The 15109-nt window shown below is 63.8% G+C and carries 12 protein-coding genes; 3 read left to right on the forward strand and 9 right to left on the reverse strand.

The annotated features are described in order from the left end of the window. Positions 1-13: 13 nt before the first annotated feature. From BMI90_RS11970 to BMI90_RS12010, 9 genes are all read right to left on the reverse strand, one after another. The gene (locus BMI90_RS11970) at positions 14-1435 is read right to left on the reverse strand and encodes a phenylacetate--CoA ligase family protein (protein WP_246831547.1); all 1422 of its coding nucleotides are present in this window, start codon (positions 1433-1435) and stop codon (positions 14-16) included. Positions 1436-1640: 205 nt separating this feature from the next. After that, positions 1641-1847, reverse strand: coding sequence for a hypothetical protein (locus BMI90_RS11975; RefSeq protein ID WP_245795014.1), 207 nt, complete (start codon positions 1845-1847; stop codon positions 1641-1643). 14 nt (positions 1848-1861) lie between these two features. Continuing rightward, positions 1862-2518 carry an SMC-Scp complex subunit ScpB gene (gene scpB / locus BMI90_RS11980; protein WP_210401949.1) on the reverse strand — a complete coding sequence of 219 codons (657 nt, stop codon included), beginning with the start codon at positions 2516-2518 and terminating at the stop codon, positions 1862-1864. After that, positions 2515-3297 carry a ScpA family protein gene (locus tag BMI90_RS11985; protein WP_078529685.1) on the reverse strand — a complete coding sequence of 261 codons (783 nt, stop codon included), beginning with the start codon at positions 3295-3297 and terminating at the stop codon, positions 2515-2517. The genes scpB and BMI90_RS11985 overlap by 4 nt, the downstream gene beginning before the upstream one ends. Next, positions 3290-4291 carry a glycoside hydrolase family 3 N-terminal domain-containing protein gene (locus tag BMI90_RS11990; RefSeq protein WP_078529687.1) on the reverse strand — a complete coding sequence of 334 codons (1002 nt, stop codon included), beginning with the start codon at positions 4289-4291 and terminating at the stop codon, positions 3290-3292. The genes BMI90_RS11985 and BMI90_RS11990 overlap by 8 nt, the downstream gene beginning before the upstream one ends. Beyond that, positions 4291-5337 (reverse strand): SPOR domain-containing protein, encoded by a 1047-nt coding sequence (locus tag BMI90_RS11995; RefSeq protein WP_078529689.1) that lies wholly within the window; start codon positions 5335-5337, stop codon positions 4291-4293. The genes BMI90_RS11990 and BMI90_RS11995 overlap by 1 nt, the downstream gene beginning before the upstream one ends. 72 nt (positions 5338-5409) lie before the next feature. Then, positions 5410-7155 (reverse strand): arginine--tRNA ligase, encoded by a 1746-nt coding sequence (argS, locus tag BMI90_RS12000; RefSeq protein ID WP_078529691.1) that lies wholly within the window; start codon positions 7153-7155, stop codon positions 5410-5412. A gap of 144 nt (positions 7156-7299) precedes the next feature. After that, entirely contained in the window at positions 7300-7722 is a 423-nt protein-coding gene (locus tag BMI90_RS12005) for a heme-binding protein (protein ID WP_078529693.1), read from the reverse strand. Beyond that, positions 7719-9884: a malate synthase G gene (locus BMI90_RS12010; protein WP_078529694.1), complete on the reverse strand. Its 2166-nt coding sequence runs from the start codon at positions 9882-9884 to the stop codon at positions 7719-7721. The genes BMI90_RS12005 and BMI90_RS12010 overlap by 4 nt, the downstream gene beginning before the upstream one ends. Positions 9885-10301: 417 nt before the next feature. On the opposite strand from BMI90_RS12010, the gene pepN reads away from it, so the two are divergent. The 3 genes from pepN to gatB all read left to right on the forward strand — a co-directional run bounded on the left by pepN (position 10302) and on the right by gatB (position 15093). Beyond that, complete coding sequence (gene pepN / locus BMI90_RS12015; RefSeq protein WP_078529695.1) at positions 10302-12872, forward strand: aminopeptidase N; 2571 nt, start codon at positions 10302-10304, stop codon at positions 12870-12872. Between the two features lie 203 nt (positions 12873-13075). Further along, positions 13076-13489 (forward strand): hypothetical protein, encoded by a 414-nt coding sequence (locus tag BMI90_RS12020; RefSeq protein WP_078529696.1) that lies wholly within the window; start codon positions 13076-13078, stop codon positions 13487-13489. An 86-nt stretch (positions 13490-13575) separates the two neighbouring features. Further along, positions 13576-15093, forward strand: a complete 1518-nt coding sequence (gatB, locus tag BMI90_RS12025; RefSeq protein WP_078529697.1) for an Asp-tRNA(Asn)/Glu-tRNA(Gln) amidotransferase subunit GatB — start codon at positions 13576-13578, stop codon at positions 15091-15093. Positions 15094-15109: the final 16 nt, after the last annotated feature.

Genomic DNA, 15109 nt, shown 5'->3' on the forward strand with positions numbered 1-15109 from the left:
CTCGCTCATATCATCACTCGGTCGCGGGCAGACGGCTAACCGATCGTGTCACATTTCGTGCGTCGGTGCTTCGCAGAGGCATCACTTCGTGGAATTTGCCACTCGCTGTGAATTCGGGAAGCTTCTTGCTTGCGCGCACTGTGACGTCCACTAGCCCGTTGTCGCGAAACACGCGTTTCACCGCCTCGATGACCTCGGGAAAGGCATCTTCCGCTTTCGCCCCATCGGTCGGTTCTATCCGCAGCTCGAATTGCCTGCCGCCGGTCTGGACCAATTGGACGCGCCGCGCGCTTTCGTGTTCCAGATCGAAGACGAGCGGCGACAGCGTGACGTCGCCTACATGAACCAGCGTCGCCTGGCGTCCTACCACCTGAAAACTTCGAAACGGTGACCCGCAGGGGCAACGGTCCGTGTGGTAACGAACGCAATCTCCAAGGTCGTATCGGATGAAGGGCTGAACCTCGTTGGCGAGCACCGTCAGCAACACGGTCGCCGACAATGTGCCATCGGGAACAGGTCGCATCGCCTCGTCGACCGCTTCGAGGATGACCCAGTCCTCGTTTACATGCTTGCGTCCGTGGCTGCATTCGAACGAAAGCACCAAACATTCGGTGCAGCCATAGGGGTCGGCAATGCCGTATTTAAGTGAGGGGAAGGCCTGCAGGACCCGTTCACGAAGTTCATCCGTGAGGGTTTCGCCCCCGCAGCTGAAAAGCGCAGGCTCGATCTGCAGGCGCCCGGCCTCCTTTTCCTTGACGAGGATAGTCAACATACTGGGATAGGTCACGATCCAAGCGACGTTCGCGATCGCGTTGAGCTTGTCAACGAGCTGATCGATCGGCTGCTCGGCCTCGATGAAGGTCACGCCGAGCCCCCTCGCCAATGTCGGGCTCAGCCGTTGTACCAGTTTGTTAAACCCGTTTCCGGCGAAGTGGCCGTTCCCGCCAGTGATAGTCACCCTCGCGCCGCGCTTGCGAAGGTCCCGCATAAGCTTCCAATGATACCGCTCGAAACGCGCCAGCATGATACCATAGGCATATTCCAGGAACGATGAAGACAACACGATGACCGCCGGCTCGCCCGACGTTCCAGAGGTTTGGAAAACTGCGAAGTCGTCGATGGGCACGCCAACCTTGGAGATATCGCGGAGATGTTCGCGCACCCTCTCGAGGGGAAGAGACCGGATCGTCAGCCAGTCGCCAAAGTCTCGCATGAGATCCGGTTTGCAGGTCACCGGCAAGTCGCTCAGCTCGACCTCGGCCGATGGCGGAACATCCGCATAAAGACGTTGAAACAACGGCGAGTCGCGTCGTGCCTTTTCCACCAAGCGCTGCAGATTGCGGCGTTGTCTGGCCCCGATTCTCTTCCGTCCGCCCCAGACGGTCCAGAGCCCGCCGGCGAAGTATTCGAATGCTTTGAGAAGGCTGAAACGCATGTCTTCTGGCCATGCCCGTTCTGAGTGTCCGGCTCGGAAAATCCATCAATTGAAGCTTACAGCAAGGAGCACCGCATCAATTGATTAGTGTCAATTCGCGTGACCACGCGGGGCTATGGGCATGCCGTGAGCCGTGTGAAGCGGACATATAAGTAACTACATAGAACGTCAGCTTCGTCCGCGAAACCGTCCCGCCGTCGCCCCCTCACAACTTCCGCGTAATCCGTGCAGCCTTTCGCGCCCGCTTCACCGCCTCGCGGGTGGTCTGCTGGGCCTTGCGCTCCTCGGGGGTCATCTCTTGCGGTGACTTGCCCCGCTTTGACGCCATACCGACGCCCTTGTTGATCCCCCAGTTGATCCCGCGACGGACCAGCATGCGGATGATCATGTTGATGATCTGGTTGAGGTTCATGGGAGAAGCCGCTTTCAATCCTCGAAAAGTTCGGACTGGCCGGTTTGCGCCTCGTCCTCGTCGTCTTCGTCCGAGCTTGCACCGGGAAGGGGGCGCGAGTCCAGTAACCCTGCCGCGCGCAGCTCCTTGAGGCCCGGCAGGTCGCGGGCGCTCTCGAGGCTGAAATGATCCAGAAAACCTTGGGTGACGACGAAAGTCACGGGGCGACCCGGGGTCATGCGGCGGCGGCCGAAACGGATCCATTCCATCTCGAGGAGCTGGTCGATCGTGCCGCGCGAGACGGCGACGCCGCGGATTTCCTCGATCTCGGCGCGGGTGACGGGCTGGTGATAGGCGATGATGGCGAGCGTCTCGATCGCGGCGCGGGAAAGTTTGCGCTCCTCGACCGTTTCCTTCTGCATCAGGAAGGCCAGATCGGGGGCCGTGCGCACGGCCCAGGCCTCGCCCGCTTTCACCACGCGCACGCCGCGCCCCTCGTAGCGCTTGCGCAGATGCACCAGCGCCTCGGCGGGGTCACAGCCATGCGGCATGCGCTCCTCCATCTCGCGGATCGTCACCGGCTCGGCGGAGGCAAACAGGATCGCCTCGACCATGCGCTCCTGCTCCGCGATGGGCGGGGCCGCGAACAGCGTCTGTTCTTTTTCGTCGGTCACTTCCGGCTCGTCGCTCATGTCTTCTTCCGGATCGAAATGGGTTGGAACGTATCACTCTGGCGGATCTCGATCTGGCCTTGCTTGGCCATCTCCAGAGAGGCCGCGAAGGTCGCGGCGGTGGCCGAGCGGCGGCGCTTGGGATCAGAGGCCCAGCCATCGGGCAGGAAGGTCGTCAGTTCCGACCAGTCGCCCGCAAAGCCGATCAGCCCGCGCATCCGGTCGAGCGCCTCTTCCATGGTGAAGACGTTGGTGCGATCAAAGGCATAGGGACGGAACTCGTCGCGGGTGCGGATGCGGGCGTAGGCCTGCATCAGCTCCATCAACGAGGCGGTATAGGTGATCTTGCGCACCCGCGCGACTTCCTCGGAGACGCCGCGCACGAAAGTATCGCGGCCCAGCCGGTCGCGCGCCATCAGCTGCGCTGCGCTCTCGCGCATCGCCTGAAGACGTTCGAGCTGGAAAGCCAGATGGGCGGCCATGTCCTCGGCGCTCGGCCCCTCGGCTTCTGGATCGGGCGGCAGCAAAAGGCGCGACTTCAGAAAGGCAAGCCAGGCCGCCATCACGAGATAATCGGCGGCAAGCTCGATCCTGAGCGCCTTGGCGCGCTCCACGAAGGCCAGATATTGCTCGGCCAGTTGCAGCACCGAGATCTTGCGCAGATCCACCTTCTGCGTGCGCGACAGCGTCAGCAACAGGTCGAGCGGCCCCTCGAACCCGTCGACATCGACGATCAGCGCCTCGGCCTGAAGCCGATCCGCCACCGATTGGGTCTGAAACAGGTTTTCGGGTTCAGCCATGCGCCCTGCCGCTCAACAATGCCTCAAGTTCGGCATCGAGCGCGGCCATGTCAACAGACTCGGGCGGTTGGCGGCGGTCGAGGGCGGCCTCTCCCCGCGCGATCGCCTGATCGCTCATCACCGGCGCGGCGAGCGCAACCTCTTCCATCGCGGGCATGTCGCCCTTGCAATGCAGCACCAGATCGCAACCTGCGGCGAGCGCGGCGGCCGCGCGGGTGCCGAAGCCGCCCGCAAGCGCCTCCATGCCGATATCGTCGCTCATCAGCAGGCCACCAAAGCCGATCTCCTCGCGGATCATCGCGATGACCTTCGCGCTTTGCGTCGCGGGCGCATCATCAAGCGCGGTAAAGCGGATATGCGCGGTCATGCCCAGCGGCAGATCGGAGAGCGCCTTGAAGGGCGCGAAATCACTTGCGGTCAGATCGGCCTTGGACGCCTCGACGACCGGCAGATCCTTGTGGCTGTCGGCCACCGCACGCCCGTGGCCGGGAATGTGCTTGATCACCGGCAGCACGCCGCCCGCCAGCAGCCCTTCCGCGGTGGCGCGGGCATTGGCGATCACGCTGGCCGTATCCTGGCCCAGGCAACGGTTTTGCAGGAAGGGATGGGTCAGAGGCCCGGCGATATCGCAGGTGGGCGCGCAATTGGTGTCGATACCCACGGCGCGCAACTCTTCGGCCATGATCCGCGAGCGCAGCCAGAAGGAACGCGACGCGCCCTCCCCTGCCCGCGCGGCCTGCTCCAGCGGCGGCAACCATTCGCGCCAATGGGGAGCACGCATCCGCTGCACGCGCCCGCCCTCCTGATCGATCAGGATCGGCGCATCGCGCCCAACGGCGCCGCGCAAGGCATCAGTGAGGCGCGCGAGTTGTTCAGGCGTGTCGATATTGCGCGCGAAGAGGATGAAACCCCAAGGGTCAGCCTCGCGGAAGAAATCGCGCTCGACTGCGGTAAGCTCCGGGCCCTCGCAGCCGAAGATCGCGGCGACGCCCATCAGCGCACCTGTGTCGGAATGCAGTTTTGCCGTTCGGCCAGAAGCGCGGCGCAGAACTGGCGCGCCTCGGTCACATCGTCAAACCCGGCGACCCGCAGGCGGTAGAAATCGCGCCCGCCCGAACTCGCTTTCTGGATCACCCGCTTCTTGCCTGCCATCAGGGCATCGAACCGCGTCGCGATCCGATCCCATTCGCCTTTCGCGTCTTCGGCAGTGTCGAACGCGCCGAGCTGCACGAGCCGCGTGCCCGACGCGAGCTGACCCGGATCGAGATCGACAACACCCGCCTCTGCCGCGTTGCCCGACATCTGCGAGGTCACGGCCCTCTCGAGCGCCGCCGCGAGAAGCGTGTCACGCATCGGCTTCACCATGGGGCGCGGCGAGCGGGCGACGCCGGGAACGGAAGCCGGGATCACACCGGTCACGTCCTCGGCAGCGGCTTCAGCCTCGGCGGCCACTTCATCGGGGCGGCTCTCGGGTTCGGCCGGGCTGAAGGCTGCGGGCTGAACGGGACTTTCGGCAGCGGCGATCTGGTCAGGATCGGCGTTGAGCACGGCGGGCGTGACCGCTGAGACAGCCGCGGCGACCGCGTCACCTCCAGCGGCGGTCTCGGGAGCGCCGTCGGCACCTTCCATCTCGCGCGCCAGCTCTCCCATCGGCAAATCTTCGTCAGTGAATCCTTCGGGCGCCGGCGCGAGCGTCACCTGATCGGGCGCGGGGGCTGCCTGCCCGGTGCCCGCGACATCGTTCACCGCCAATCCGGTGTGGCGCGCAAGCTCCCCGCCCGGATCCTCGGGCGCGATACGCGCAGGCCCATCCATCGCACGGATCACCGGAACGCCATTGAGATCGCGCATCGCGAGCTGGTAGCCCCAGACCACGAGCCCACCGAGCATCGCCACCGAGGTCAGCGCGCCCGCCACATTCACCCAGCGCGACATGGCCCGCGGCGCGGGTTCGGCTGCGGGCTCTTCGGGATGTGCGTAATGGGGCTGCGGGTATTCATACCCGTAACCCCCACCCTCGCGGTAGTCGTAGGTCGCCATGCTCGTCGCCTCGCCGCCGGTTATCCGGCCTTGTCCGGTTGCCCGGGAATTGCCTGTTCCCGGCGGCGTGCGTTAGCGCATCTCTTCAGCCGGGGTCACGCCAAGAATAGCAAGACCGGCGGAAATGACAACGGCGCAGGCCCGGGCAAGGGCGATTTTCGCCGCCGATGCGTCCTCGTCGCCCTCTTGCAGGAAGCGCAGCGACAGATCGTCATTGCCACGATTCCACAGGCTGTGCAGGTCCGAGGCAAGATCGTAGAGGTAGAACGCGACCCGATGCGGTTCGTTCGCGCGCGCGGCGATTTCCACCAGACGCGGGAATTCGGCGATCTTCTTGACCAGCGTCAGCTCGGCCTCGTGCCAGTCGCCAGAGAGATCGGTCCCGGCCAGACGCGCATCCGACATGTCCCAGCCCGCTTCCGCCGCCTTGCGCAGCACCGAGCAGATACGCGCATGGGCGTATTGCACGTAGAAGACCGGGTTGTCCTTGGATTGCTCCAGCACCTTGTCGAAGTCGAAATCCAGCGGCGCGTCGTTCTTGCGCGTCAGCATGTGGAAGCGCGTCACACCCGCCCCTGCCTGCTCGACCACGTCGCGCAGCGTGACGAAGGTGCCCGCGCGCTTCGACATCTTGAAGGGCTCGCCGTTCTTGAAGAGCTTCACCAGCTGGATCAGCTTGATATCAAGCGTGACCTTGTTCTCGCTCAGCGCTGCGACAGCCGCTTTCATCCGCTTCACATAGCCGCCGTGATCGGCGCCGAACACGTCGATCAGCAGGTCGAAGCCGCGTTCGATCTTGGTCCAGTGATAGGCGATATCGGGCGCGAAATAAGTCCAGGAGCCGTCCGATTTCTTCACCGGACGATCCACGTCATCGCCATAGTCAGTCGATTTAAAGAGCGTCTGTTCGCGCTCCTCCCAATCTTCCGGCAGCTTGCCTTTCGGGGGCTCGAGCACGCCCTCATAGATCAGACCCAGATCTTCGAGCCGCTTGAGCGCCGCCTCGATCTGGCCGGTGCCATAGAGCGATTTCTCGGAATAGAAGACATCCATCTTCACGCCGAGAAGCGCCAGATCCTCGCGGATCATGTCCATCATCTTCTCGGTCGCGAATTCACGCACATCCGAGAGCCAGTCCTCTTCGGGCTTGTCGAGCAGGCTCTCGCCATATTTGGCCTTCAGCGCCTCGCCCACCGGGATCAGGTAGTCGCCCGGATAAAGACCTTCGCGGATCTCCGGCTCGAGGCCGCAAGCCTCGCGGTAACGCTCATAGGCGGAGCGGGCCAGAACATCGACCTGCGCGCCGCCGTCGTTGATGTAATATTCGCGCGTGACGTCGTAGCCCGCGAAATCCAGCAGGCTCGCAAGCGCATCGCCGAACACCGCACCGCGCGTATGGCCGACATGCATCGGACCGGTGGGGTTCGCCGAGACATATTCCACGTTGACCTTCACGCCGCGCCCCAGATCGGAGCGGCCGTAATCCGTGCCCGATGTCAGCACCGCTCGCGTCACATCCGCCCAGACCGACGGCACGAGCCGCAGGTTGATGAAGCCGGGGCCGGCCACATCGGCCGTCGAGATCCGCGCATCCTCACCCAGTTTCGTCGCGAGCGCCTCAGCGATGTCGCGCGGCTTCGCCTGCGCAGGCTTGGCCAGCACCATCGCGGCATTGGTCGCCATATCGCCATGCAGCGCATCGCGCGGCGGCTCCACCGCCACGTTCGCATAATCGAGCCCCGCGGGCAGCTTGCCCTCGGAAACCATCTGGTCGAGCGCCGCGATCACCGCGGCCCGGATATCGGAAAACAGGTTCATGATCTCTGGTCCTTGCTTGCGCCCTCCCCTGCCAGAGCCGAGCCACGGCGTCAATGGCGCGAGGGGGCGCGCGGGCATCAGCGCGACGCAAGAGGGGCGATCCGCAGATGCCGGACCGCCCCTCGAAAGCTGTGTCGGTTGAACTCAGGCCTCGCCCGAGAGCCCCGCCGCTGCGATCCCCGCGAGCGCCGCTTCGGCGTCGTTATCGGAGGAATCGCCCGTCACGCCCATCGCGCCGATCACGGCCCCGGAGGCGTCACGGATCAGCACGCCGCCCGGCACCGGGCAGGTCTGGCCGCCATAGATACCGTTGACTGCGGCCATGAAATAGGCCTGAGCCTCGGCCCGCGCCATCTGCGCCTTGCCGCCCATGCCCAGCATCACCGCACCGTAGGCCTTGGCCCGCGCGACATCGAACCGACCCGGCGCCGCGCCGTCGCCGCGCGCGAAAGCCTGCATGTTGCCGCCCGCATCGAGCACCACCGCCGATAGCGGCTTCCAGCCCTCTTCGACGCCTTTTGCCAGCGCCACGTTAATCATCGTCTGCGCCTGTTCGAGCGTGATCATGCGCGTTCCTCCTTCACTTGGGCACGGCGCTGATGCAGCACCGGCTCGGTATAGCCCGAGGGCTGAACGGTCCCGAGGAAGCACAGGTCGCAAGCCGCCTGGAAGGCGAACCCGTCATAGCCCGGCGACATCGGAGTGTAATTGGGGTCGCCCTCGTTCTGGCGATCGACGACCGCGGCCATCTTGCGCAGCGCCTCCATGACCTGCGTTTCCGACACCACGCCATGTTCCAGCCAGTTCGCGATTGCCTGGCTCGAGATCCGGCAGGTCGCGCGGTCTTCCATCAGGCCGACGTCGTGGATGTCAGGCACTTTGGAACAACCCACACCCTGATCGACCCAGCGCACGACATAGCCGAGGATACCCTGCGCGTTGTTCTCGATCTCGTCGCGGATCTCCTCGTCGGAGTAGTTCTTGCCGGCGGCCAGCGGAATGGTCAGCAGATCGTCGAGCCGCGAGGGACGGTTCATCGCGGCGATCTCCTGCTGGCGGCGCTTCACATCGACCTTGTGGTAATGCGTGGCGTGCAGCGTCGCCGCCGTCGGCGAGGGCACCCAGGCGCAGTTCGCGCCCGACAGCGGGTGGCCGATCTTGGCCTCCAGCATGTCGGCCATCCGGTCGGGCATCGCCCACATTCCCTTGCCGATCTGGGCCTTGCCCGCGAGCCCGCATTTGAGGCCGATATCGACATTGCGATCCTCATAGGCCTCGATCCAGGGCTGGCCCTTCATCTCGCCCTTGCGCAGCATCGGACCGGCCTGCATCGAGGTGTGGATCTCGTCGCCGGTGCGGTCGAGGAAGCCCGTGTTGATGAAGGCGACGCGATGCTTGGCGGCGCGGATGCATTCCTTGAGGTTGGCCGAGGTGCGGCGTTCCTCGTCCATGATGCCGAGCTTCACGGTGTATTGCGGCAAGCCAAGCACGTCTTCGACCCGGTCGAAGATCTCGTTGGCGAAGGCCACTTCCTCGGGCCCGTGCATCTTCGGCTTCACGACATAGACCGAGCCGGTGACCGAGTTGCGCGGGCCTTCGGTCTTCTTCAGGTCATGCATCGCGCAGAGCGTGGTGACCATCGCGTCCAACAGCCCCTCGAACGCCTCTTCGCCATCGCGGGTGAGGATCGCGGGAGTGGTCATCAGGTGGCCGACATTGCGCACCAGCATCAGCGCCCGACCCTTGAGCGTGATCGCCTCGCCGCCCGCGCCGGTGAACTGATAGTCGCCTTCCAGTTTGCGGGTGAATTTCTCGCCGCCTTTGCTCACGCTCTCGCGCAGGTCGCCCTTCATCAGGCCAAGCCAGTTGCCATAGGCTAGAACCTTGTCCTCGGCATCGACGCAGGCGACCGAGTCCTCGCAATCCATGATCGAGCTGAGCGCGGCTTCCAGCATCACATCGGCGATGCCTGCGGCATCGGACTGACCGACCTCGGTGGCGGGGTTGATCTCGATGACGATATGAAGACCGTTATTTTCGAGCAGCACTTCCGACAGCGCGCCCTCTTCGTCGGTGTTGAAGCCCTTGAACTGGCCCGGATCCGCGAGCCCGGTCTCTCCGGCCGCGTTCTCCACGAAGAAGACGCCGTTTTCCACGCGCAGCGCAGTCACATCGGCCCAGCCGCCGCCGGCAAGCGGGGCGGCTTCGTCGAGGAACTGCTTGGCCCGTGCGATCACGCGATTGCCACGCTCGGGGTCATAGCCCTTGCCCTGCGGCAGGTCGCCCAGCGCATCGGTACCGTAGAGCGCATCGTAAAGGCTGCCCCAGCGTGCATTCGCGGCATTGAGCGCATAACGCGCATTGGTGATCGGAACCACGAGCTGCGGCCCGCAGACGGTGGCGAACTCGGGATCCGTCGGGGGCGTCTCGATCTCGAAATCGGGCCCTTCAGGCAGCAGATAGCCGATCTCGCTCAGGAACGCCTTGTAGGCGTCGAAATCGAAGCCTTCCGCACGGTGATGCGCGTGCCAGTCATCAAGCTTCGACTGGATTTCCTCGCGCTTGTCCAGAAGTGCGCGATTGCGCGGCCCCAGCTCGTGCAGCAGTTTCGACAGCCCTTCCCAGAAGGTCTCGGCTGCGACACCCGTGCCGGGCAGTGCCTGATCCTCGATGAAGGCTGCCAGTTCGACGGCCACCTTGAGACCGTTCCGCTCGACCCGTTGCGCCATGACTTCCTCCCTTGGCTGAGACGGGCACATAGTTGGGACGGTGGGAAGGGAATGTCCAGCGTTTTGCGGAAAAATTTCACCAAATCGGTAAAAACAAATGACCAATAGGGTCAAAAATGGTGCCCAAAAGCACAGAACCGCCGCTCCCCGCCCCCTGTTTCGCCGACGAGCGCCGGAAAGCCGATGTCATTTGACCAGTGGCGGCTTCTTGATCCCCACGACACGATCAGATCCGGCTCTTTCCCGCTTGTGAGTATTGCATCGCGGGAGGAGCAGCGGCATCCTGCCGCCAGTTTTCCAAGCCTTGTTTTGACCTCCCTTTTTCATCCGCATACCCATATTCAAGGCAAAAGGTTTGCCTTCCAGCCAAGCAGACACAGCTAACATGCCGAAAAGACACAGGAGTCCCGTTCGAGAATGACCGACGATGTGACCACGCAGGACACTGTCACCAAGCGCCTTGACGAGTATCGCCCCTTTCCTTTCGAGCTTGAAACCGTGCATCTCGATTTCCGGCTCGATCCGAAACGGACCGAAGTTCGTGCGCGGATGGCCTTCATCCCGAAGCAACCCGCAGCCTCGCTTCATCTTGATGGCGAAGAACTCGAGCTCGTCTCGGTCGCCATCGATGGACGCAACTTGCTGCGAGACGAATACCGGGTCAGTGTCACAGGCCTGACGATCCACGCGGCGTCGCTGCCCGAACAGCCCTTCACGATCGAAACGGTCGTGCGCATCGTGCCCGAGGCGAACACCGCGCTCGAAGGGCTCTACATGTCGAACGGCATGTATTGCACCCAATGCGAGGCCGAGGGCTTCCGCAAGATCACCTATTATCCCGACCGCCCCGACGTGATGGCGAAGTTCCATGTCACGATCGCGGGTGACGCTCCCGTTCTTCTGTCGAATGGCGATCTTGTCACACAAAAACCCGGCTATGCCGAATGGTCCGATCCCTGGCCCAAACCCGCCTATCTCTTTGCCCTCGTCGCGGGCGACCTTGTCGCGCATTCTGGCACCTTCACCACGATGTCGGGCCGCGAGGTCGCGCTCAATATATGGGTGCGCAAGGGCGACGAGGACCGCTGCGACTTCGCGCTGGAGGCCCTGAAACGCTCGATGAAATGGGATGAAGAGGTCTATGGGCGCGAATACGACCTGGATATCTTCAACATCGTCGCCGTCGATGACTTCAACATGGGCGCGATGGAGAACAAGGGGTTGAACATTTTCAACTCCAAATGGGTCCTCGCCTCGCCCGAGACTGCGACCGATGCCGATTACGAGCGCATCGAGGGCATCATCGCGCATGAGTATTTCCACAACTGGACCGGCAACCGCATCACCTGCCGCGACTGGTTCCAGCTGTGCCTCAAGGAAGGACTGACCGTCTATCGCGACCAGTGTTTCACCCGCGACACGCGCCTCGGCCCGGTCAAGCGCATCGACGACGTGATCATGCTGCGCGCGCGCCAGTTCCGCGAAGATCGCGGCCCGCTGGCGCACCCGCCGCGCCCGGATCACTACAAGGAGATCAACAACTTCTACACCGCGACCGTCTACGAGAAAGGCGCGGAGATCGTGGGGATGTTGCGCACGCTGGTGGGCGAAGAGGGCTACCGCGCCGCGCTGGACCTGTATTTCGAGCGCCATGACGGGCAGGCCTGCACGATCGAGGATTGGCTGAAGGTGTTCGAGGACAGCTCGGGCCGTAACCTCAGCCAGTTCAAACGCTGGTACACCGATGCAGGCACTCCGGTGCTGCGCGTCAGCGACACCTATCACGACGGGGTCTACACGCTGCGCTTCGAGCAGGTGACCCAGCCCACACCCGGACAAGCTCAGAAGCCACCGCGCCATATTCCGATCATGGTTGGTCTCTTGACCCCCGACGGGCGCGAGCATGCGCCCTCGCAGGTTCTGGAGATGACCGAGGCCACGCAGGACTTCACCTTCGAGAACCTGCCGCAAAAGCCCGTCGCCTCGATCCTGCGCGGCTTTTCGGCCCCGGTCAGCCTTGAGCGCAACGTCGCGCCCGACGAGCTGGCCTTCCTGCTCGCCCATGACACCGACCCGTTCAACCGTTGGGAAGCGGGGCGGCAGCTGGCTCAGGACGCGCTGGTGGAAATGGCGCAGGGCAAGCCCGCGCAACCTGATTACGCGGTGGCCCTCGGCAAGCTGATCGCGGACGAGAGCGCCGAACCCGCCTTTCGTGCCCTTTGTCTGCAATTGCCCTCCGAGGACGGCATCGCGCAAACCCTGCATGATCGCGGGATCACCCCCGATCCGGATGCAATCCATGCTGCGCGCGAGGCGCTGGCGACCGGGCTTGCACAAACCCACCAGACCGCATTGGGCGACATCTATGACGCGATGGCGGTCCCCGGCCCTTATAGCCCCGATCCCCGCCCGGCGGGTCAGCGCGCACTCCGCCTTGCCGCGGCCGGACTTTTGAATCGGATCGACGGAGGGCAGCGCGCGCAGACGCTGTTCGAAAGCGCGACCAACATGACCGAAAGTCTCGGCGCGATGAGCCTTCTCGTGCAGGCTGGCACCGATGACGGGGCGCTCTCGGCCTTCCGGGAGCGTTGGAAGGCGGATCGGCTGGTGATGGACAAATGGTTCATCACCCAGCTCGCCGCCTGCCCCCCCGAAATCGCGGTCGAGCGCGCCGAGGAACTTAGCGACGATCCGCTCTTCACGTGGAAGACCCCGAACCGATTCCGCGCGCTGATGGCGGGGCTTTCAGCCAACCATGCGGGCTTCCACCGCAAGGACGGGGCTGGGTATCGCTTCTACGCCGACTGGCTGATCCGGCTCGATCCGGTCAACCCGCAGGTGGCCGCGCGCATGTCCACCGCCTTCGAGACCTGGAAGCGCTACGATGCCGAGCGGCAGGCCCTGATGCGCAGCGAGCTTGAGCGGATCAGCGCGAGCGACGGGTTGAGCCGCGACCTCTCGGAGATGACAACACGGCTTCTGGCGTGAGGCGTGATTCTCTCGGGAAAGGCGCGCGGGCCGAACGCGCGCCGTTTCGCGACCTCAACCCCCGACAATGGCGAGGAATCCAGCCCGTTGTTACGGATGCGTGGACAGCGCCCGTTTTCGCCCCGATTTTGTCCCAGCCGCGCTAAAGCCTTGCCGGGTTCTGGGGCCAAAACCTTTTCCATAGACAACGATAAAGACCAAACATGGACGACATCCCTTTTGAGTATCGCAAGCAGGCTCGTCGCGCGGGAGGATATCTCGCGCTCGGCCTTGGTATGGGCTTGCTCTATTTCGCGGCGCAAATTGGTGCGCAAAACTGGATACACGCGCTGATCTGGACATTTCTGCTGATCACGCTCTGGCGCCTTCTACGCAACCGCTCCGGCGCGCTGCGCATCACCCAGGCCCGAATGGAAGTGTTTCGCAACGGCCGGCAACTCGGCAGCTTCCCGCTTCGGCAGATCGCTGCGGCGCAGATCCGCAAACGTCGTTTCGGCGGGCTCGAATGCCTGATCTTCCTGTCGGATGGGCGCCACGCCTACCTGCCCCCCGAGGCGATCCCCTCGGCAGAGCGTCTCAGTGCGGAATTGAGCGCACGCGGCGTCGAGGTCAGCTAACTCCCGGTCGCGGCGGGGGCGCCCTCTTGCCCCCGCCCCGCCCCTGTCCTAGAAGGCGGATCAAGCCTATCAGACAGGATGCGGACATGCTCGACCATCTCGAATTCAAAGCCCCCGAACCCAAGGTGATCGCCGGCGCCAAGTCGGATTGGGAACTGGTGATCGGGCTCGAGGTGCACGCGCAGGTGTCCTCCAAGGCCAAGCTGTTCTCCGGCGCCTCGACCACGTTCGGCGCCGAGCCGAACTCGAACGTGGCCTTCGTCGATGCCGCAATGCCCGGAATGCTGCCCGTGATCAACGAGTTCTGCGTGGCGCAGGCGGTGCGCACGGGTATCGGCCTCAAGGCCGAGATCAACCTGACCTCCGCCTTCGACCGGAAGAACTATTTCTATCCCGATCTGCCGCAGGGCTACCAGATTTCGCAGCTCTACCACCCGATCGTGGGCGAGGGCGAGATCATCGTGGACATGGGTCCGGGTGTGGCGCGCAAGGTCCGCGTCGAGCGGATTCACCTTGAGCAGGACGCGGGCAAGTCGATCCACGACATGGACCCGCATATGTCCTTCGTGGACCTCAACCGCACCGGCGTCGCGCTGATGGAGATCGTCTCGCGCCCCGACATCCGCGGCCCCGAGGAAGCCGCCGCCTATGTCGGCAAGCTGCGCCAGATCCTGCGCTATCTCGGCACCTGCGACGGCAACATGCAGAACGGCAACCTGCGCGCGGACGTGAACGTCTCGATCTGCCAGCCGGGCGCCTACGAGAAATACCAGGAGACCGGCGATTTCTCGCATCTGGGCACGCGCTGCGAGATCAAGAACATGAACTCGATGCGCTTCATCCAGCAAGCGATCGAATACGAGGCCCGTCGCCAGATCGCCATCGTGGAAGACGGCGGCGAAGTGGTGCAGGAAACACGCCTCTACGATCCCGACAAGGGCGAGACGCGCTCGATGCGGTCGAAGGAAGAGGCGCATGATTACCGCTACTTCCCCTGCCCCGACCTGCTGCCGCTCGAAATCGAGCAGGCCTGGGTCGATGACATCGCCGCGACGATGCCCGAACTGCCCGACGAGAAGAAGGCGCGCTTCGTGACGGCGCTTGGCCTGTCGGAATACGACGCCTCGGTGCTGACCGCAGAGGTCGAGAACGCGGATTACTTCGAGGCCGTGGTGGCCGAGGCCGGTGACGGCAAGCTCGCCGCGAACTGGGTCATCAACGAGCTCTTCGGCCGCCTGAAAAAGGACGACCGCGCGATCACCGACAGCCCCGTGAACCCCGCTCAGCTCGGCGCGATCATCAAGCTGATCAAATCCGACAAGATCTCGGGCAAGATCGCCAAGGACCTTTTCGAGATCGTCTATACCGAAGGCGGCGACCCGGAGAAGATCGTGGAAGAGCGCGGCATGATCCAGGTCACCGATACCGGCGCGATCGAGGCCGCGGTGGACGAGGTGATCGCCGCAAACCCCGATCAGGTCGAGAAGGCCAAGGCCAACCCGAAGCTTGCGGGCTGGTTCGTAGGCCAGGTGATCAAGGCCTCGGGCGGCAAGGCCAACCCGAAAGCGGTCAACGAGATCGTGGCGAAAAAGCTGGGGCTGTAAGCCAACCGACATCCCG

The organism is Thioclava sp. L04-15, assembly GCF_002020275.1.
GTDB lineage: Bacteria > Pseudomonadota > Alphaproteobacteria > Rhodobacterales > Rhodobacteraceae > Thioclava > Thioclava marina.

What these genes read in the sequence shown, in the direction of transcription:
- BMI90_RS11970 (WP_246831547.1), bottom strand. Translation starts at nt 1,435, where the DNA reads ATGCGTTTCAGCCTTCTCAAAGCATTCGAATACTTCGCCGGCGGGCTC.
- BMI90_RS11975 (WP_245795014.1), bottom strand. Translation starts at nt 1,847, where the DNA reads ATGAACCTCAACCAGATCATCAACATGATCATCCGCATGCTGGTCCGT.
- scpB (WP_210401949.1), bottom strand. Translation starts at nt 2,518, where the DNA reads ATGAGCGACGAGCCGGAAGTGACCGACGAAAAAGAACAGACGCTGTTC.
- BMI90_RS11985 (WP_078529685.1), bottom strand. Translation starts at nt 3,297, where the DNA reads ATGGCTGAACCCGAAAACCTGTTTCAGACCCAATCGGTGGCGGATCGG.
- BMI90_RS11990 (WP_078529687.1), bottom strand. Translation starts at nt 4,291, where the DNA reads ATGGGCGTCGCCGCGATCTTCGGCTGCGAGGGCCCGGAGCTTACCGCA.
- BMI90_RS11995 (WP_078529689.1), bottom strand. Translation starts at nt 5,337, where the DNA reads ATGGCGACCTACGACTACCGCGAGGGTGGGGGTTACGGGTATGAATAC.
- argS (WP_078529691.1), bottom strand. Translation starts at nt 7,155, where the DNA reads ATGAACCTGTTTTCCGATATCCGGGCCGCGGTGATCGCGGCGCTCGAC.
- BMI90_RS12005 (WP_078529693.1), bottom strand. Translation starts at nt 7,722, where the DNA reads ATGATCACGCTCGAACAGGCGCAGACGATGATTAACGTGGCGCTGGCA.
- BMI90_RS12010 (WP_078529694.1), bottom strand. Translation starts at nt 9,884, where the DNA reads ATGGCGCAACGGGTCGAGCGGAACGGTCTCAAGGTGGCCGTCGAACTG.
- pepN (WP_078529695.1), top strand. Translation starts at nt 10,302, where the DNA reads ATGACCGACGATGTGACCACGCAGGACACTGTCACCAAGCGCCTTGAC.
- BMI90_RS12020 (WP_078529696.1), top strand. Translation starts at nt 13,076, where the DNA reads ATGGACGACATCCCTTTTGAGTATCGCAAGCAGGCTCGTCGCGCGGGA.
- gatB (WP_078529697.1), top strand. Translation starts at nt 13,576, where the DNA reads ATGCTCGACCATCTCGAATTCAAAGCCCCCGAACCCAAGGTGATCGCC.